This window comes from Sphingobium sp. TB-6 (genome assembly GCF_012927365.1).
Taxonomy (GTDB): Bacteria; Pseudomonadota; Alphaproteobacteria; order Sphingomonadales; family Sphingomonadaceae; genus Sphingobium.
In genome coordinates, this window is sequence record NZ_JABBGL010000009.1 from 45,284 (window position 1) to 62,575 (window position 17,292).

A 17,292-nucleotide genomic window follows, 5' to 3' on the forward strand; every position below is an offset into this window, starting at 1 on the left:
GGCTCAAACCGGCAGGGGCACGCCTGGCAGGTTCTTCGACATCCGGATGGTGAGGGATGTCTTCACGCTCACCACATTGGGGGCAGGCGTCAGTTTCGACGTCAGGAATTGCTGGAAGCTCTGAAGATCCTTCGCCACCACCTTCAGGATGAAGTCGATTTCGCCGTTCAGCATATAGCATTCCCTGACTTCGGGCAGGGTGGCGATATGATCTTCGAACGCCTTGAGGTCCGCTTCGGCCTGGCTTTTCAGGCTGACCATGGCGAACACCGTGATCGTGTAGCCCAGCATCGATGGGTTCACCACGGCGTGATAGGAATTGATGGCGCCGTTTTCCTCCAATGCGCGGACACGGCGCAGGCAGGGGGGAGCCGTCAGGCCCACCTTGCGGGCCAGCTCCACATTAGTCATCCTGCCGTCGCCCTGCAATTCGCCCAGGATCTGGAGGTCGATATCGTCAATATTGGGGCCGGCCATTATTCCGCTTATTTCCTTGCCTGTTAATATGGCGTTATCATAATAATATTTCAGGACAATGCAATTGTCCCACTATGCGACGTTCGCATAAGAACCCATTTGTGGCCCTTCCCCTTTACGCCGCGAAGCATTATCCCTGTGTAACGATCTTTCCGGTTAATGGTTTTTCCGCGCCGCGCCGGGGCCGGAAATGGGGAATTTGGGTGCGCTTCAACGATCTCATGCAGACGGTTCTCGCCGCGGAAGGCCGAAGTGGTCTTGGCGCCGTGACGCTGTGGCGGCAATGCGTGGATCTGCTGGCGCAAAATGACCGGCATGACAGGTCCATCATGTCCGCTGCCGAACGCGCTGCGCTGCTGGAACGGCTGAACGGACTGCTGCCGAAACTGTCGGAAACGCAGCGGATCGCGACTGTCGTTGAACTGGGCGGGCGGCTGCGTTCGCCCGCGCTGGTCGAATTCTTCGCCAACGACCGTCCGGCCATCACGGCTGCGGCCATGTCCCGCGCGCGCCTGTCCGATGCGGCCTGGGTGGAGATGTTGCCGCGCTTGACGCCGACCGCACGCGGGGTGCTGCGGTCGCGGCGTGACCTCGGGACGGCGACACTGCAAGGGCTGGAGGCTTTTGGCGCGACCGATCTGGTACTGACCAGCGATGTCGCGGCCGAGCAGGAAGACATGCTGCTGACCGAGGCGATGATCGTCCATGCCGATCCGTCGGCCGACCTGCCGCAAAGCGAACCTGCCGAGGAAGAAGCGGAGGACCAGAGCCAAATCCGCAATCTGGTCGATCGGATCGCGCGCTTCACCAGCACGCGTCGGACAGGCGAAGCGGAAGAGGCTCAACCTCGCGCTGATATGGTGGGACCGCGCGCCTTCGCCTTTGAAACCGATGCGGCGGGCACCATCGTCTGGATCGACCAGGGGCCACGGGCGGCGCTGATCGGGCTGGCGCTCAATGAAACCGCGCTGGAGGGCGGCAGCGGTCCCGATGGCCATGTCGCGGGCGCCTTCATGCGGCGCAGCGGTTTCCAGAGCGGCCGCTACACGATCGCCGGCGGCACGATGGCGGGCGAATGGCGCATGTCGGCCACGCCCTTTTTCGATCCGCGCTCAGGCCGGTTTCAGGGTTATCGCGGGCAGGCCCGGCGGCCTTATCTGCATGAGGTCGCTGCCGAGCCGCGGGCGGAGCCGGTCTCGATCGCGGGACTGTCCGCCGATTCCATCCGGCAACTGGTGCATGAATTGCGCACGCCGCTGAACGCGATATTGGGTTTTGCCGAGATCATCGAACAGGAGCTGTTCGGTCCGGCGGGGCATGAATATCGGGACATGGCGGGCAAGATCGCGGTGGATGCGCGGCATTTGCTGACGGCCTTCGACGATCTGGACCTGGCGGCACGCGTGTCGAGAGGCGAGGGCAGCGACGCGCCGCGCGCGGTCGATCCGGCGCTGCTGGTGACGCAGGTTTCGGCGCGCTTCCGCGAGCAGGGCGATGGCGCGCAAATCGACATCGCCATGGCGCGTGGCCTGCCGATGGTGCGAATCGACCCGGTGCAGGGCGAACGGATGGTTCAGCATCTGTTGCGCACGCTGATTTCCGTGGCGCCTGCGGGTGAGGCGTTGACCGGGGCTTGCTGGTATCAGCCTGACGGCGCGGATGGGCGGGTCGTGCTGGCGGTCGATCGGCCGTCCTCTTTGGCGGGGATGGAAGAGGATCGGCTGCTCGATCCCGGCTATATGCCGGATGGCAATTGGGCGGACGGTCCGTTGCTGGGGCTCGGCTTTTCCTTGCGGTTGATCCGCAGCCTGGCCGCGGGATGCGGCGGCGCGCTGGAGATCGAGCCGGGGCGCTTTCTGCTCGCCGTGCCCGCAATCGCTGAAACCGGGGATGCGGTCGGCAGCGCCTGACTTGGGTCAGGGAAACCCTATCGCAACCAAATCCGGATAGCGATGGCGGAATGACCATGCTTTCCCATGACGGCAGCCTGCTCCGCGCGCCTGCGGCAGAGGACAGGATCACGTTCGACCCGGCCTTCGGCACGCGCTTCATGCTGTTCGTAGATACGGAGGAGGAGTTCGACTGGAGCGCGCCCTTCCGCCGGACAGGGCATGGCGTGACGGCGCTTGGCGGCATGGCGCGGGGGCAAGCCTATTTCGCGGCAGCCGACGTCAAGCCCGTCTATGTGACCGATTATCCGGTGGTCGAAAGCGATGCGGCGGCGGAGATGATGGGCCGCTGGCTGGCCGACGGCGCGGCGGACATCGGCGCGCATCTCCATCCCTGGGTCAATCCGCCCCATGTCGAGGAAGTGTCGGCGGCCAACAGCTATGTCGGCTTTCTATCGGAAGCGGTGGAACAGGCCAAGCTGGAGGCGTTGTGCCAGCGGATCGCGGAACGTTTCGGCAGGCGGCCGATCGCTTATCGGGCGGGACGCTATGGCGTGGGGCCGAACAGCGCGCGCTTGCTGGAGGAGGCCGGGTTCCGGCTCGACAGTTCGGTGCGCAGCCGCTTCGATTATAGCGGGCAATATGGACCGGATTTTCAGGGCTTGCCGCAATATCCCTATTGGGCGGGGCCGACGCGTAGCCTGGTGGAACTGCCCTTGTCGACCGCCTTTACCGGCTTGCTGCGCGGGGGCGGGGAGCGGCTTTACCGGGCAGCGCAGCGCATGGGGCCAGTGGCCGGCGCATTGGCGCGGGCGCGGGTGTTGAGCCGGATACCGCTGACGCCCGAGGGGATAACTACGCGCGAGGCGATCGTTGCGATCGACGCGTTGATCGAGGAGGGGGCGCCCGTGTTGAATTTCAGCTTCCATTCTCCCACGCTGGAGCCAGGCCACACGCCCTATGTTCGGGATGATGCCGATCGGACCGCCTTCTATCGCTGGTGGGATACGGTGTTGAATCATCTGGACCGGCGGAACGTTCGGCCTGCGACGCTCGATCAATTACTTGGCGCAGTGCAGGTGCGCGGACGGGCTTGCCAAGCGGCTTGATGCTGCCTATCCGGGCAAAACAAGGTGGGGCCTGTAGCTCAATGGTTAGAGCTGGCCGCTCATAACGGCTAGGTTGCGGGTTCGAGTCCTGCCGGGCCCACCAATTTCCTTTCCTCTTCCCAATCAGGCTGCACATCAGATTCTGCATGATAGTGCACGGTTCGTGCTTGACTTTTGCAAATGCAGAAAAGCGGTGAGCAGTTGCATTTTGTGCAACGCAAAAATTTTGCTTGCGACTCGGACGAATCGGTGACAGCTTCCTATCTGTCGAAGCAGGGGCGCTTCGACGCTTAGGTTGAACCGGCCGATGACGGCAAAGGTTCGATCCAGGTCTTCAAAAGACCGCATGGCAATGACGCCGCCCGGACAGGTTTTACGACCTTCGTCCCGGCGGCTTTTTTATTTGGTTTTTCGCTGGCGGCATGGGTGCTGCCGGGCGGCTCTCTACATCGATTTTCGTGCGCTGGGCAGGCTTCCGGCGATGGCTGGTTGTGCATGTTGCGCAGCGGTGGTGATTAACAAGGAAGGATTTTGGGGAATGGCACAGGGGGATAATCCAGGCGACGTCAGCCGGCGTGGATTGCTCAAGACGAGCGGTACGGCGGCGCTGTTCGCTGCGGTGCAGCAGGCCTTTCCGTCGGGCGCATTCGCGCAGGGCGCTGGGCCGGAAGTGACCGGAGCCAAGCTGGGTTTCATCGCGCTGACCGACGCAGCGCCGCTGATCATCGCCAAGGAACTGGGCTTCTTCGCGAAATATGGCATGCCCGACGTGCAGGTGGCGAAGCAGGCGAGCTGGGGCGCGACGCGCGACAATCTGGTGCTGGGCAGCGGCGGTGGCGGCATCGATGGTGCGCATATCCTGACGCCCATGCCCTATCTGCTGACGCTGGGCGCGATCGGTAAGGCCACGCCGATGAGCATTCTCGCCCGCCTCAACGTCAACGGCCAGGCGATTTCCGTTTCCAAGGAATATCTGGGAGCCAAGGCCGATCTCAACGCCGGCAAGATGAAGGGCGTGATCGCTCAACGCAAGGCGGCGGGCAAGAAGATCACCATGGCCATGACCTTCCCCGGCGGCACGCATGACATGTGGCTGCGTTACTGGCTGGCGGCCGGCGGGATCGATCCGGACAAGGATGTGGAGCTGATCACCGTGCCGCCGCCGCAGATGGTCGCGAACATGAAGGCCGACACCATGGACGCCTTCTGCGTGGGCGAGCCGTGGAATGACCAGCTCGTCGCGCAGCAGCTTGGTTACACCGCCGTTTCCACTGGCCAGATGTGGATGAACCACCCCGAAAAGAGCTTCGCGATGCGCTCCGACTGGGTGGCGAAATATCCCAAAGCGGCACAGGCGATCACGGCGGCGATCATCGAGGCGCAGCGCTGGGCCGACAATCCGGGCAACATCACCCGGCTGGCGGGCACGATTTCGGGCCGCGACTATCTGAAATGCCCGATCACCGACATTGCCGACCGTCTGCAGGGCAATTTCAACATGGGCGACGGGCGGAAATTCCCGAACGCGGCCTTCAAGATGAAGTTCTTCGCGGGCTATGCGTCCTTCCCCTACAAGAGCCATGACCTCTGGTTCCTTACCGAGAACCAGCGCTGGGGCAAGCTGCCCATGACGCTCGATACCAAGGGCACGATCGCCAAGGTCAACCGCTCCGACATCTGGCGCAAGGCGGCCGCGATGCTGGGCGGCAAGGGGCCGGCCAGCGACAGCCGCGGCGTCGAGAAATTCTTCGACGGCAAGACCTTCGATCCTGCCAATCCCAAGGCTTATCTCGCCAGCCTGGCGATCAAGCGGGTCTGATGAGCAAGGAGACGAGCATGGCGTCGCCATCGCACAGCAACGGCAGGACAGGCGGCAAGACAAGCGGACCGTCGGCTTCGGCCGGCGGTGCCACCGCTACCGAATTGGGGGTGATCGTGCCCTATCCCGAAGAGGCCATTGCCCGGCGCAGTTTCGAGCCGGTCGCCGTACCCGTGCATCCGCTCATCCGGGGTGCGCGATCGATGGTGGCGAACGCGCTGCCGACCATGGTGATGATCGCCGCGCTGCTTGCCTTCTGGCAATTGCTTTGCGGATCGCCGGACGCGACTTTCCCCAGCCCGCTCAAGGTCTGGCAGGAAAGCCATGAGGTCATCATCCATCCGTTCAAGGGTGTGGAAATCGGCCTTACCCATTTCAGCATCCAGGACGGCGGCGATGTCGGCATTGCCGGGCATGTGCTGACCAGCCTTAGCCGCGTTTTGATCGGCTACAGCATCGCGGCGGTGATCGGGGTGGCGCTGGGCATATTGATCGGACAGAGCGTCTTTGCCTTCCGCGCGCTCGATCCGCTGTTCCAGGTGTTGCGGACCGTGCCGCCGCTGGCCTGGCTGCCGATCAGTCTGGCGATCTTCCAGCAGGCGCAGCCGTCCGCGATCTTCCTGATCTTCATCACCGCGATCTGGCCGATCATATTGAACACGGCGGCGGGCGTGCAGACCCTCCCGACCGCTTATCGCAATGTCGCCAAGGTGCTGGCGCTCAATCCCTTCGAATATTTCGTGCGGATCATGTTGCCCGCGACCGTGCCGCACATGTTCACCGGGCTGCGCATCGGCGTCGGCATGAGCTGGCTCGCCATCGTCGCCGCCGAAATGGTGCAGGGCGGCACCGGCGTCGGCTTCTTCATCTGGGACAGCTATAACAGCTCGCTGCTGACCGACACCATCGTCGCGCTGATCTGGATCGGCATGGTGGGTTTCACGCTGGACCGTATCGTCGCCTTTGCAGGCCGCATCATCGGCCGCGCCGGCTGAAAAGGGGAGGCAGGACCATGAAACAGCGCAGCTATCTCGCGCTTGAAGGCATCACCGTCGAATTCCCGACCAAGGCAGGGCGCTTCTGTGCGCTCGACGGGATCGATCTGGAAGTCGAAAAGGGGCAGTTCGTGGCGCTGATCGGCCATTCTGGCTGCGGCAAATCGACCCTGCTCAATGCCGTGGCGGGGTTGGTCAAGCCGACCCGCGGCGCCATCTTCCTCGACGGGCAGGTGGTGGATGCGCCGGGGCCGGACCGGGCGGTGGTTTTTCAGGACCATAGCCTGCTGCCCTGGCTGACGGTGGAAGAGAATGTGCGCCTTGCGGTCGACAAGACGGCGGGGGGCAAGAACAAGGCCGAGCGCAAGGATTGGGTCATGCACAATCTGGAACTGGTCCAGATGACCCATGCCGCGGGCAAGCGCCCCGGCGAACTGTCCGGCGGCATGAAGCAGCGCGTCGGGATCGCCCGCGCCATTGCAATGAACCCGCGCGTTCTGCTGATGGACGAGCCTTTCGGAGCGCTCGATGCGCTGACGCGGGCGGCGCTTCAGGATGTGGTGATGGATCTGCAGGCGCGGCTCAACAACACCGTGCTGATGATCACCCATGATGTCGATGAAGCGGTGTTGCTGGCCGATCGGGTCGTCATGATGACCAACGGCCCGGCGGCGCGGATCGGAGAGGATCGGGCCGTATCGCTGGCGCGGCCCCGGAACCGGCTGGAGGCCATCGATACGGTTGAATATGCCGAGGCGCGCTCCGCCGTCATACATTTCCTGCACGAGCGCTACCGCAATCCGGCGACGCTCGCCGCCTGAAAATCAAGAAAATCGAGAGGATGCCCTGAAAGGCCCAAAGAGCCATCGGGAGCAATGAAGGGGGATTTATGCGTAGAGTTTGTTTCTTGTTGTCGGCTTCGGCCCCAATAATGGGGTTGTCCGCGATCGCGGCACCGGCGCTGGCGCAGGACGTGGTGTTCAAGCCGATCGTCGAAGCGCGGCTGCGTTACGAGACGGTCGATCAGGCCGGCCCGGCGCCTCTCACCAGCAGCCGCGACGCTGAAGCGGTGACGATGCGGGTGCGCGCGGGTGGCGAAATTTCCAAGGGGCCATGGGCTTTCCTGGCGGAAGCGGAAGGCACTCTGGCGATCAACGAGGATTATAATAGCGGCGTCAATGGGAAGACGCTCTATCCGATCGTCGCTGATCCGGAAAATGTCGAGGCTAATCGGGTGCAGATCCAGTATCGCACCAAGCCTCTGATCGTGACCGTCGGACGCCAGCGGATCAATCTGGACGATCAGCGTTTTGTCGGATCGGTCGCATGGCGGCAGAATGAACAGACTTTCGATGCGGTGCGCGTCGAATATATGGGCGTGAAGAACCTCAAGGTCGACGTCACCTATGCGATTTCGGCGCGGACCATCTGGGGCATTGACGGCGGCAAGTTCGGATCGACCAACCGGCCGACGAACATCGACGGCGACAATGTCTTCGCCAATGTCTCCTACAAGACGAAGCTGGGGACGCTGACCGGCTTTGCCTATCTGGTGGACGAGGATGAAGCCGTCGTCGCGCTGCGGCGGAACAGCAGCCAGACCTATGGCGCGCGTTTCATGGGCGCCGTGCCGTTCACGAAGAAGGTGAAGCTCAGCTACCTCGCCAGCTATGCGCGGCAGAGCGACTATGCGACCAATCCGGTCGATTATTCGGCGGACTATGTCAGCGCGGAACTGGGGCTGGACGTCGCTGCCTTCAAGCTGACGGGCGGCTATGAACTGTTGGGGTCAGATGCGGGTGCGACCGGGATTGCGGGTGGTTTCGCTTTCCAGACGCCTTTTGCGACGCTGCACAAGTTCAATGGCTGGGCCGACAAGTTCCTGACCACGCCGGGCACGGGCATTCAGGACTATTATGCCGGGATCGCCTATACCGTGCCGAAGCTGGGCAAGGCCGGGCCGCTGGTGGCGTCCTTCACCTATCATCACTTCAGCAGCGACCGGCTGTCGATCCATTATGGCGATGAATATAATGCGCAGGTCACGATGAAGCTGAACAAGCATCTGAGCGCGCTCGTCAAATATGCCGATTATGATCGTAAGGGGATCGCCAGCTACACCGGCGATGCCGACACCAAGAAATTCTGGGCGCAGATCGATTACGCGCTCTGAGTTGTAACGGCGGGGCGACGCCGCCGTTGTCTGGGGCGCCATCGCTGCCGGGTCTTGGAAGGACCGGCCGCGATGGTGTTCTGACTATGTGAGGGCTGCGCTTCGTTCGAAATTGCGCCCAATGAAGAAGCCGCTGCGCCCGCAAGTCGAGCGCCGCGGCTTTTTTATTGGGCGTGATGCATGGGGGGGCAGACAGGCAGCCGCAACCGATGAAATCGCGGAACATCTGCGCAGCTTCGGCAGTTGAATATGCGAGAGAATTAAAAGAGGATCGAGTCAGATGGGCAAAGGCATCTTGCTATGGCTGTTGGGCGTGCCCATCCCCGTCATCATCATTCTTTGGCTGCTGTTTCACTGATATGTGAAAGCCCGGCGTTCCATACCAAGCAAGCGGAAAACCATCGGGAAGGGTGGTCGGGGAGACAGGATTCGAACCTGCGACATCCTGCTCCCAAAGCAGGCGCGCTACCAGACTGCGCTACTCCCCGGCGCTCGCGGGCCTTAGCGGTGAAGCATGCGGCCCGTCAATCTCGCTTTTGACCCTTATGCCGTTGCCAGCATAGAAAAAGGGCGGATCGTACCAAGACGATCCGCCCTTTCGAAAATCTCGCTGAAGCGAAGATTACTTGGCGTTCGCGGCGTTGCCAGCGACGTTTGCAGCGTTCGCAGCGTTGTCGGCAGCGTTAGCAGCGTTGTCAGCAGCGTTAGCAGCGTTCTCGACGACGTTCTCAACAACAGCGTTCGAAGCGTTCGCGGTCTCGTTAGCCGGCTTCTCACCGCAAGCGGCGAGGGCCAGCAGGCCGGCCGAAGCGAAAACAACAGCGATCTTCTTCATTGTGTACGGCTCCCATAGCATTTTGCCGCGTCAGACACGTTAAATTCGTGACCTACGCGAGCGACCCGCATTAACGTGTGCGCTGCACAAATCAATGCTTTTCTGCGTCGGTGAAGCGACAGAATCACGCGACAGGGTGTTGTCTACAATAAAAGTTCAGTTACTGCCTAGCGATTCTGGCGCATTTGCGATTTCGTAAAGTGCAACTGCCCAGGCGGCGACATTCTGTTGAAGCTGTGCCGGATCGATCTTGTCCAACGTATCGTCGGGCGTGTGATGAATGTCGAAATAGCGGGTGCCGTCCTGCTGGAGATCAATTACCGGAACGCCCGCCTTCACCAGCGGTTCGATGTCGGAACCTCCGCCAGCGGGCAAACGACTGGCGCCGATGCCGAGCGGCGCCAGCCCAGCCGTGATCCGCCGGGCGAGAGCGTCTTGCCCCTGCGGCAGCTTGAAGTCGACGCGCCAGACGCGGTCTGCGCCAAAATCCGATTCCATCACCATGGCGTGGGCTTCTTTTCCATGAGCGTCGAAATAGGCGCGGCCGCCATTGCCGCCCACTTCCTCCGCACCCGCCATCAGCAGGCGGATGGTGCGGCGGGGCGTCCCGGCCTTGGCAGCCTGCAGCGCGGCGGCCGCCACGATGCCGCAGCCCGCGCCGTCGTCGATCGCGCCCGTGCCCTGGTCCCAACTGTCGAGATGGCAGGCGGCGACGACAACGCCCGCCTGCGGATCGCTGCCGGGGATTTCCGCGACGACGTTGCCCGAGGGATGGTCCTTCAGCATTTTCGAGGTGAGCGTCAGGTGAAGCCGCACCGGCAGACCGCGCGAGACCATGCGGGCGAGTTGTTCGGCATCAGGCACGCTGAGCGCGGCGGCGGGAATGGGTTTGACGCCATCGGCCCACATCTGGACGCCCGTATGGGGCTGGCGATGATTGTCCGTGCCGATGGAGCGGATCACTATGGCGATGGCGCCCTTTTTCGAGGCGATGCTTGGCCCCTGGCGGCGGGTGGCGCCGAAATAGCCATAGGAGCTGCCGTCCTGGGTCGGGTGCATGGCGTGGCTGACGAAGGCGATCTTGCCTTTTAGGCTCCCTTCGGGTGCGGCTTCAAGGTCGGCAAGGGCAGGAAAATAGACGATTTCGCCTTCGATCCCCTTGTCCGAAGTGGAAGCGCTGTTGCCCAGCGCGGCGAGGACCAGATTTTGCGGGAAGGGCGAGATCACGCGGGCTTCTTCATGGCCACGCAGCCAGACGGGCATGGTGTAGGGTTCGGCACGGACGTTGGAGAAGCCCAGGCTTTTGAGTTTTGCCACGGCCCAGTCCCGCGCGCGGGCTTCCTGTGGCGTGCCTGCGGGGCGGGGCCCTATTTCGGTCGTGAGGCCTTCGGTGAAATCCATCGCGACCCCGTCCGTCAGGGCGGACGCGCGAATCGCGTCCACACCGGAAGGCGCGGCGGTGAGAGGAAGGACGGGGGTGAAGATGCTGCCGAAGAGAAGGGCGGCAAGCGTGCCCGATCGGATTTTCTGCATGGGTGAAGGCTTAGCGAGCCATCCCCCATTTGCCAACGCGTTCCGGCTCCGCTAACTCCGCCCCGATTTTAACGTTTGTCCTTTCGGAGCTGCTTCAGCCATGTCCGCCTCATCGCAATATGCCTTCGTCATGAAAAACATGACCAAGAGCTTCCCCGGCGCCCAGAAACCGGTGCTGAACGGTATCAACCTGCAATTCTACCGCGGTGCCAAGATCGGCATCGTCGGCCCCAACGGCGCGGGCAAGTCGACGCTGATGAAGATCATGGGCGGCATCGACAAGGATTTCACCGGGGAAGCCTGGCCGGGCGAGAATATCACGGTCGGCTATCTGCCGCAGGAGCCGCAGCTCGACACCAGCAAGAACGTCCTTGAAAACGTCAAGGACGGCGCGCGCGAGATCGCGGACAAGATGGACCGCTTCAACGAGATCAGCATGATCATGGCCGACCCGCCGGAGGATGCCGATTTCGACGCGCTCATGGAGGAAATGGGCACGTTGCAGGAGCAGATCGACGCGGTCGACGGCTGGACACTCGACAACCAGCTTGAAATCGCGATGGAAGCGCTGCGCTGCCCGCCGTCGGACTGGTCGGTCGAAAGCCTGTCGGGCGGTGAAAAGCGCCGCATCGCGCTGACCCGGCTGCTGATCCAGAAGCCGGACATCCTGCTGCTCGACGAACCGACCAACCATCTTGATGCCGAGAGCGTCGAATGGCTGGAAAACCACCTCAAGGAATATGCGGGCGCGGTGCTGATGATCACCCACGACCGCTATTTCCTCGACAATGTCGTGGGTTGGATTCTCGAACTCGATCGCGGCAAATATTTTCCCTATGAGGGCAATTATTCGACCTACCTTGAAAAGAAGTCCCAGCGTCTGGAGCAGGAATCCCGCGAGGAATCCGGCCGCCAAAAGGCGATCAAGGACGAGCTGGAGTGGATTCGCGCTGGCGTCAAAGGCCGCCAGACCAAGTCTAAGGCGCGTATCAAGAAGTTCGAGGAACTGGTCGCCGGGCAGGAGAATCGCACGCCGGGCAAGGCGCAGATCGTCATCCAGGTGCCCGAACGTCTCGGCGGCAAGGTGATCGAGTTCAAGGGCATCAGCAAAGCCTATGGCGACAAGCTGCTGTTCGAGGATCTCTCCTTCCTGTTGCCGCCGGGCGGCATCGTTGGCGTGATCGGGCCGAACGGCGCGGGTAAATCCACGCTGTTCCGTATCATCACTGGCCAGGAGACCCCCGATTCGGGTGAGATCGACATCGGTTCGACCGTGCGTCTGGGCTATGTCGACCAGAGCCGCGATCATCTCGACCCGACGAAAAATGTCTGGGAAGAGGTTTCGGATGGCCTCGATTATGTGAAGGTCAACGGCCACGACATGTCGACGCGCGCCTATGTCGGCGCCTTCAACTTCAAGGGGCAGGACCAGCAGAAGAATGTCGGCAAGCTGTCTGGCGGTGAGCGTAATCGCGTCCACATCGCCAAGATGCTGAAGAAGGGCGGCAACGTGCTGCTGCTCGACGAACCGACCAACGACCTCGACGTCGAAACGCTGGCGGCGCTCGAAGAGGCCATCGAGAATTTCGCCGGCTGCGCCGTGGTCATCAGCCACGACCGCTTCTTCCTCGATCGTCTGGCGACTCATATCCTGGCCTTCGAAGGCGACAGCCATGTCGAATGGTTCGAGGGCAATTTCGAAATGTATGAAGAGGACAAACGCCGCCGTCTGGGCGATGCGGCGGACCGTCCGACGCGATTGGCTTACAAGAAGCTGACGCGCTGATTTTTCCGGTGCAGTGCGACGGCGTTAATCAGGTTGCAATGATTGCAATTCCGGTTTCTCATTTCGCACTTGCGAAATAACATGTTGCACTGCATATGGAGGAGGCCTTTCAGGCATCCTCTCCTAAAACTTTCAGGCCGGTCCCATAGGGATCGGCCTTTTTTTCTTTGCGGAAGTGAATGGCGTGTTTTGGCCATTTGCGGACATTTTCGAAGTTCGTCATCCCCGCGAAGGCGGTGATCCATCTCCTGACCTACCGCTTGATGCAACGCTGGGAGATGGATTCCCGCCTTCGCGGGAATGACAAAATAGGAAGCGTCCGCCTTCCACCCATTCGAGAGAATCTGCGAAAATGCAGAAGCGCGCTTTTAAATCCGGAAATTCAGTTCCCGACCTTAGCCCGCGCGAAGGCTACCAGCGAACCGAAAGTCTCGAACGTATCGCCATCAATATCCTCATCTTCGATGAGAATAGCGAAACGGTCTTCCATTTCGGTGAGCAGGCCAGCGACAGCCATGGAATCGAGTTCCGGCAGCGCGCCGAACAGCGGCGTATCCGCCTCGAACGCATCGACCCGGTCCTGGGACAAGGCCAGCACATCGCGCAGCAGCGCGCGCATCATTGTTTCGATATCCATTGCCCGGTCGACCGGTTGTATATTGTCCGCCCGCATGATGGGCGCCTACCTAATCGTTCCGCCGCTAACCTACAAGCGCGGAAATGGCCGTGCGCGCGGCGGGGAGCCAGATGGAGGCGCGCCGGGGGTTGAAGAAATCGAGCCGGTAGAGCGTTTCCCGCTGCTCCATCCAGTCGGTCTTGTAGCCATTGTCGCCGGTGCCATAGTCGATCGTCGCGACATGATCGCGGTCGATGGCATGGGCGAACATGGCATGGCTGAGCAGGCTGCCGGGTGAGGCGCCGTCGAAGGCCTGATCATGGGCCAGCTTGTGGATCAGCGCGGCGCCGTTTTCCACGGTCCAGAGTTGAGTCGCCACCGGCTGATCCTCCAGCCTTGCGAAACCCAGGCGGAGCGTGCCGGCGGCGCTTTCCCGGGCGGCAAGGGCGTGGAGGAAGGATAGGTTCGCTTCAGGCTGTTTCCAGCTTCGGTTATGGACGGCGACATAATCGCGCCACAGCGCATCGGTCAGCCGGTCCGCGATGCTGAGGGTGAAGCGGCTGGCGCGGCTTTTGCGCGTGATCAGCGTGCGCAGGCGGCCGGGTCTTTGCGCCCAATAATCCTCGAAAGTCCGGCCGTTCAGATGCAATATATGCCGTCCACCCATCGGCCGCCGGACGCTGAACCAGCCTGCGCGGCGGAAGGCGTCGAGCAGCAGGCCGGATGTCTCCGTCACCGGATAGAGGCCGATCTGGGCGCTGTCCTTCAGCAGATGCTGGGCGATGACTTCGATCAGGCGGCGGCGGACGGTCCAGTCGGTCGGGCCGAGGAAGATCGGCGTCCAGTCGAAGCTGTACCAGTTGGCAATCGCGCTCAGCCGTCCGGATTTGGGGGAGAGGAGGAATAGCCATGCCTGATGCTGCCCTTCCAACGCCTGGAAGATGCGGACATTGGTGGCGGGGAAGCAATGGGCGTGGAGCGATTCGAACCAGTCGATGCGGTCGAACAGCGATGGGGTGGAGGCGCGGTCGAGCGCAGTCCCGAGCGCTTGGCGCGCTTGTGTGACGCTGCGATATTCCCTTGCGACCAGCAAACCACTATCTCCACGGCGACAGCATGGCGTTTAGGAAAAAAGTCTGGAGATGGAGTTAAGCGATCCCCCAAAGCCGGTAACCGGACCGATGACGGTCGACGGCGCGGAAGTGCGGCCGATCGATCATCTGCTGCTGCGCGGCGATCCGGCGCGGCCGGCGCTGGACGGCCGATCGGGCAAGCAGACCTATGCCGAGCTGGAAGTGACGCTGGGCAGGCTGGCGGCATGGCTGGCGGGGTTTGGGCTGGAAAAGGGCGCGCGAGTCGCGAGCTGGATCGCCAAGGGGCCGGTGGCGGCGCTGATGCCGCTCGCCGCGCCGCGGGCGGGACTGGTGCATGTGCCGGTCAATCCGCTGCTCAAGCACGCGCAGGTGGCGCATATATTGGCCGACAGCGGCGCGTCGCTGCTGATCGGAACGGCGAGTCGGCTGACGACTCTGGGGGCGGGCGACGTGCCCGTGGGGTGCCGCCTGCACCGGGAGGACGATGCGGCATGCGCGATGAGCGGCGGCGAGGCGCTGGAGCCTTCCGACGCCGGATCGGATGACTTGGCGGCGATCCTCTATACCAGCGGCTCCACCGGGCGGCCCAAGGGGGTGATGCTGGGCCATGGCAATTTGTGGCTCGGTGCCGTGGCGGTCGCGGATTATCTGAAGCTGACGGCGGAAGACCGGACACTCTGCGTGCTGCCCTTCAGCTTCGATTATGGGCAGAATCAGTTGCTTTCCACCTGGTTCGCCGGAGGCTGCGTCTATCCGCTCGATTATCTGACGCCGCGCGATGTGGTGAAGTCGGTCGACCGGCGGGATATCACCACGCTGGCAGGCGTGCCGCCGCTCTGGGTGCAACTCGCTGAACTGGATTGGCCGGAGGAGGTGGCGGCGAAGCTCAGGCGGCTTACCAATAGCGGGGGGGCGCTGACCCGGCCTCTCGTGGCGAAATTGCGGGCCCTGTTTCCGCTGGCGGACCTCTATCCCATGTATGGGCTGACCGAGGCCTTCCGCTCGACCTATTTGCCGCCCGCGCTGGTGGACAGCCATCCCGACAGCATGGGATCGGCCATTCCCCATGCGGAGATATTGGTGGTGCGGCCCGACGGCAGCGTTGCGGGCGATGACGAGCCGGGCGAGCTGGTGCATTGCGGGCCGCTGGTGGCGCAGGGCTATTGGCGGGACGAAGCGCGTACGGCGGAGCGGTTCAAGCCGGCTCCCGCAGCGTCGCGCTATGGCGGCATGGCGGTATGGTCGGGCGATACGGTGCGGCGGGACGGCCAAGGCTTGCTTTATTTCGTTGGGCGCGACGATGCGATGATCAAGTCGGCGGGCAATCGCATCAGTCCGACCGAGATCGAGGAAGCCGCCGTCGCTGTCGAGGGTGTGGCCGAAGCGGTGGCGCTGGGCGTCAAGGATGAGCGATTGGGGCAGGCGGTGTTGTTGCTGTTGCGTAGCGCTTCGCCCGAACTAAAGGGCGAAGTTGAAGCGCGGCTCAAGGCTGAGCTGCCCAATTTCATGCAACCGCGCGAGATCGTCATGCTGTCCGAATTTCCCCGCAATCCCAATGGCAAGATCGACCGCGTGGCGCTGGCGAAGGAGTATGCCGCATGAAGCCGTTGGGACCGATCCCGCCCTTTTTCGAGGGCGAGGAGGGCATGTTGCTGATTGGCGGCAGCGGCGCGGCGAGCCTGGTCGATGAAGCGGGCGATACGCCGCTGTTCGTCTATGACATGGGGATCGTGGAGAGGCAGGTGCGCGCTTTTCGCGACGCCATGCCGTCTGCGTTGGCGCTCCATTATGCGGTGAAGGCGAATCCTTATGCGCCCTTGCTGGAGCGGATGGCGAAGCTGGTCGATGGCTTCGATGTGGCGTCGGGCGGGGAACTGGCGCGGGCGCTGGAAGCGGGAATGAGCGCCGCGCATATCAGCTTTGCCGGGCCGGGGAAGCGCGACGATGAATTGCTTGTCGCGATCGACAGCGGTGCGACGATCAACCTGGAATCGGAAGGCGAGGCGCGGCGGGCTATCGCGCTGGGCGAGCGGCGCGGGAAGACGCCGAAGCTGGCGGTGCGGGTGAATCCGGATTTCGACCTGAAAGGCTCCGGCATGCGCATGGGCGGCGGCGCCAAGCCCTTTGGCGTGGATGCGGAGCGGGCGGCGGATCTGGCGCGCTGGGTGATCGGGGCAGGGGCGGACTGGCGGGGATGGCATATCTTTGCCGGGAGTCAGGCTTTGGGTGCGGAAGCGTTGATCGAGACGCAGGCGGCGACCATCGGCCTTGCGACGCGCTTGTCCGAGGGGGTGGGCGTGACGCCGCCGCTGGTCAATCTGGGCGGGGGCTTCGGCATTCCCTATTTTCCGGGTGATGAGCGGCTGGATATTCGGCCCATCGGGGATGCGCTGGCTATGCTGCTCGACCGGCGGGAAGATATTCTGAAGGGCAGCGAGTTCGCCATGGAACTGGGCCGCTGGCTGGTGGGTGAGGCGGGAGTCTATCTGACCCGCGTGGTCGATGTGAAGAAAAGCCAGGGTGAAACCTTCGTCGTGGTCGACGGCGGGCTGCATCACCAATTGGCGGCCAGCGGCAATTTCGGCACGGTGGTCCGGCGCAACTATCCCATCGCCGTCGCCAACCGATTTGGAGAGTCGCCTGCGGAGGAAGCCGTGACGGTTGTCGGGTGCCTTTGCACCCCGATCGACAAGCTGGGGGACAAGGTCGCGCTGCCGCCCGTGGAGGAGGGCGACCTGATCGCGATCTTCCTGGCGGGGGCCTATGGCGCCTCTGCCAGCCCTGCCGCTTTTCTTGGTCATCCAAGTCCTCAAGAGCTTCTACTTGGCTGATTTGCCAATAACTTAACTCCTAACGGTATCTTTACCCTTTGCGGGCAAGAAGGCGGTCAAAGCCCGTGCTTGACGGCCCGCCTTGCCCCCTTGGCGGCCCTTTGCGCGCGGCAAGCAAGCAAGAGGGTGAAGATC

Annotated in this window: 15 protein-coding genes and 2 tRNA genes; 11 read left to right on the plus strand and 6 right to left on the minus strand. The window is 62.6% G+C overall.

Annotation, left to right across the window (positions count from 1 at the left end; translation table 11 throughout):
* Positions 1 to 3: 3 nt before the first annotated feature.
* Positions 4 to 477, minus strand: coding sequence for an Lrp/AsnC family transcriptional regulator (locus HHL26_RS13830; RefSeq protein WP_066555875.1), 474 nt, complete (start codon positions 475 to 477; stop codon positions 4 to 6).
* A 203-nt stretch (positions 478 to 680) separates the two neighbouring features.
* On the opposite strand from HHL26_RS13830, the gene HHL26_RS13835 reads away from it, so the two are divergent.
* The 8 genes from HHL26_RS13835 (at position 681) to HHL26_RS24510 (ending at position 8,709) form a co-directional block, all read left to right on the plus strand.
* The gene (locus tag HHL26_RS13835) at positions 681 to 2,387 is read left to right on the plus strand and encodes a HAMP domain-containing sensor histidine kinase (protein ID WP_346765581.1); all 1,707 of its coding nucleotides are present in this window, start codon (positions 681 to 683) and stop codon (positions 2,385 to 2,387) included.
* Between the two features lie 50 nt (positions 2,388 to 2,437).
* On the plus strand, positions 2,438 to 3,475 hold the full coding sequence (locus HHL26_RS13840; protein WP_066555876.1) for a polysaccharide deacetylase family protein: 1,038 nt from the start codon (positions 2,438 to 2,440) through the stop codon (positions 3,473 to 3,475).
* Positions 3,476 to 3,502: 27 nt separating this feature from the next.
* A tRNA-Ile gene (locus tag HHL26_RS13845) sits at positions 3,503 to 3,578 on the plus strand.
* A 435-nt stretch (positions 3,579 to 4,013) separates the two neighbouring features.
* Complete coding sequence (locus HHL26_RS13850; RefSeq protein ID WP_066555878.1) at positions 4,014 to 5,294, plus strand: CmpA/NrtA family ABC transporter substrate-binding protein; 1,281 nt, start codon at positions 4,014 to 4,016, stop codon at positions 5,292 to 5,294.
* A gap of 17 nt (positions 5,295 to 5,311) precedes the next feature.
* On the plus strand, positions 5,312 to 6,289 hold the full coding sequence (ntrB, locus tag HHL26_RS13855) for a nitrate ABC transporter permease (protein ID WP_237229984.1): 978 nt from the start codon (positions 5,312 to 5,314) through the stop codon (positions 6,287 to 6,289).
* Between the two features lie 17 nt (positions 6,290 to 6,306).
* Entirely contained in the window at positions 6,307 to 7,110 is an 804-nt protein-coding gene (locus HHL26_RS13860) for an ABC transporter ATP-binding protein (RefSeq protein ID WP_066555882.1), read from the plus strand.
* Positions 7,111 to 7,178: 68 nt separating this feature from the next.
* Positions 7,179 to 8,462: an alginate export family protein gene (locus HHL26_RS13865; protein ID WP_066555884.1), complete on the plus strand. Its 1,284-nt coding sequence runs from the start codon at positions 7,179 to 7,181 to the stop codon at positions 8,460 to 8,462.
* Positions 8,463 to 8,583: 121 nt separating this feature from the next.
* Positions 8,584 to 8,709 carry a hypothetical protein gene (locus HHL26_RS24510; protein WP_257721809.1) on the plus strand — a complete coding sequence of 42 codons (126 nt, stop codon included), beginning with the start codon at positions 8,584 to 8,586 and terminating at the stop codon, positions 8,707 to 8,709.
* A 164-nt stretch (positions 8,710 to 8,873) separates the two neighbouring features.
* Here HHL26_RS24510 and HHL26_RS13870 read toward each other — a convergent pair.
* From HHL26_RS13870 to HHL26_RS13880, 3 genes are all read right to left on the minus strand, one after another.
* Positions 8,874 to 8,950: transfer RNA gene (locus tag HHL26_RS13870), tRNA-Pro, on the minus strand.
* Between the two features lie 134 nt (positions 8,951 to 9,084).
* On the minus strand, positions 9,085 to 9,297 hold the full coding sequence (locus HHL26_RS13875; RefSeq protein ID WP_046762803.1) for a hypothetical protein: 213 nt from the start codon (positions 9,295 to 9,297) through the stop codon (positions 9,085 to 9,087).
* A gap of 156 nt (positions 9,298 to 9,453) precedes the next feature.
* Entirely contained in the window at positions 9,454 to 10,830 is a 1,377-nt protein-coding gene (locus tag HHL26_RS13880; protein WP_066555886.1) for a M28 family peptidase, read from the minus strand.
* A 100-nt stretch (positions 10,831 to 10,930) separates the two neighbouring features.
* Between HHL26_RS13880 and ettA the strand changes: the two genes are divergently transcribed.
* A complete protein-coding gene (gene ettA, locus HHL26_RS13885) occupies positions 10,931 to 12,616 on the plus strand; it encodes an energy-dependent translational throttle protein EttA (RefSeq protein ID WP_066555887.1) in 1,686 nt (561 codons plus the stop codon).
* Positions 12,617 to 12,998: 382 nt separating this feature from the next.
* Here ettA and HHL26_RS13890 read toward each other — a convergent pair whose 3' ends face one another.
* Together HHL26_RS13890 and HHL26_RS13895 are read right to left on the minus strand one after the other, a co-directional pair.
* Entirely contained in the window at positions 12,999 to 13,289 is a 291-nt protein-coding gene (locus tag HHL26_RS13890; protein WP_066555889.1) for an acyl carrier protein, read from the minus strand.
* A gap of 28 nt (positions 13,290 to 13,317) precedes the next feature.
* Positions 13,318 to 14,325 (minus strand): GNAT family N-acetyltransferase, encoded by a 1,008-nt coding sequence (locus tag HHL26_RS13895; RefSeq protein ID WP_066555890.1) that lies wholly within the window; start codon positions 14,323 to 14,325, stop codon positions 13,318 to 13,320.
* Positions 14,326 to 14,374: 49 nt separating this feature from the next.
* Between HHL26_RS13895 and HHL26_RS13900 the strand changes: the two genes are divergently transcribed.
* The gene (locus tag HHL26_RS13900; protein ID WP_197672771.1) at positions 14,375 to 15,928 is read left to right on the plus strand and encodes an acyl-CoA ligase (AMP-forming), exosortase A system-associated; all 1,554 of its coding nucleotides are present in this window, start codon (positions 14,375 to 14,377) and stop codon (positions 15,926 to 15,928) included.
* Positions 15,925 to 17,157, plus strand: a complete 1,233-nt coding sequence (locus HHL26_RS13905) for a pyridoxal-dependent decarboxylase, exosortase A system-associated (protein WP_066555895.1) — start codon at positions 15,925 to 15,927, stop codon at positions 17,155 to 17,157. The genes HHL26_RS13900 and HHL26_RS13905 overlap by 4 nt, the downstream gene beginning before the upstream one ends.
* Positions 17,158 to 17,292 lie beyond the last annotated feature (135 nt).

What these genes read in the sequence shown, in the direction of transcription:
- ettA (WP_066555887.1), top strand. Translation starts at nt 10,931, where the DNA reads ATGTCCGCCTCATCGCAATATGCCTTCGTCATGAAAAACATGACCAAG.
- HHL26_RS13830 (WP_066555875.1), bottom strand. Translation starts at nt 477, where the DNA reads ATGGCCGGCCCCAATATTGACGATATCGACCTCCAGATCCTGGGCGAA.
- HHL26_RS13840 (WP_066555876.1), top strand. Translation starts at nt 2,438, where the DNA reads ATGACCATGCTTTCCCATGACGGCAGCCTGCTCCGCGCGCCTGCGGCA.
- HHL26_RS13860 (WP_066555882.1), top strand. Translation starts at nt 6,307, where the DNA reads ATGAAACAGCGCAGCTATCTCGCGCTTGAAGGCATCACCGTCGAATTC.
- HHL26_RS13850 (WP_066555878.1), top strand. Translation starts at nt 4,014, where the DNA reads ATGGCACAGGGGGATAATCCAGGCGACGTCAGCCGGCGTGGATTGCTC.
- ntrB (WP_237229984.1), top strand. Translation starts at nt 5,312, where the DNA reads ATGGCGTCGCCATCGCACAGCAACGGCAGGACAGGCGGCAAGACAAGC.
- HHL26_RS13890 (WP_066555889.1), bottom strand. Translation starts at nt 13,289, where the DNA reads ATGCGGGCGGACAATATACAACCGGTCGACCGGGCAATGGATATCGAA.
- HHL26_RS24510 (WP_257721809.1), top strand. Translation starts at nt 8,584, where the DNA reads ATGAAGAAGCCGCTGCGCCCGCAAGTCGAGCGCCGCGGCTTTTTTATT.
- HHL26_RS13905 (WP_066555895.1), top strand. Translation starts at nt 15,925, where the DNA reads ATGAAGCCGTTGGGACCGATCCCGCCCTTTTTCGAGGGCGAGGAGGGC.
- HHL26_RS13865 (WP_066555884.1), top strand. Translation starts at nt 7,179, where the DNA reads ATGCGTAGAGTTTGTTTCTTGTTGTCGGCTTCGGCCCCAATAATGGGG.
- HHL26_RS13900 (WP_197672771.1), top strand. Translation starts at nt 14,375, where the DNA reads ATGGAGTTAAGCGATCCCCCAAAGCCGGTAACCGGACCGATGACGGTC.
- HHL26_RS13875 (WP_046762803.1), bottom strand. Translation starts at nt 9,297, where the DNA reads ATGAAGAAGATCGCTGTTGTTTTCGCTTCGGCCGGCCTGCTGGCCCTC.
- HHL26_RS13880 (WP_066555886.1), bottom strand. Translation starts at nt 10,830, where the DNA reads ATGCAGAAAATCCGATCGGGCACGCTTGCCGCCCTTCTCTTCGGCAGC.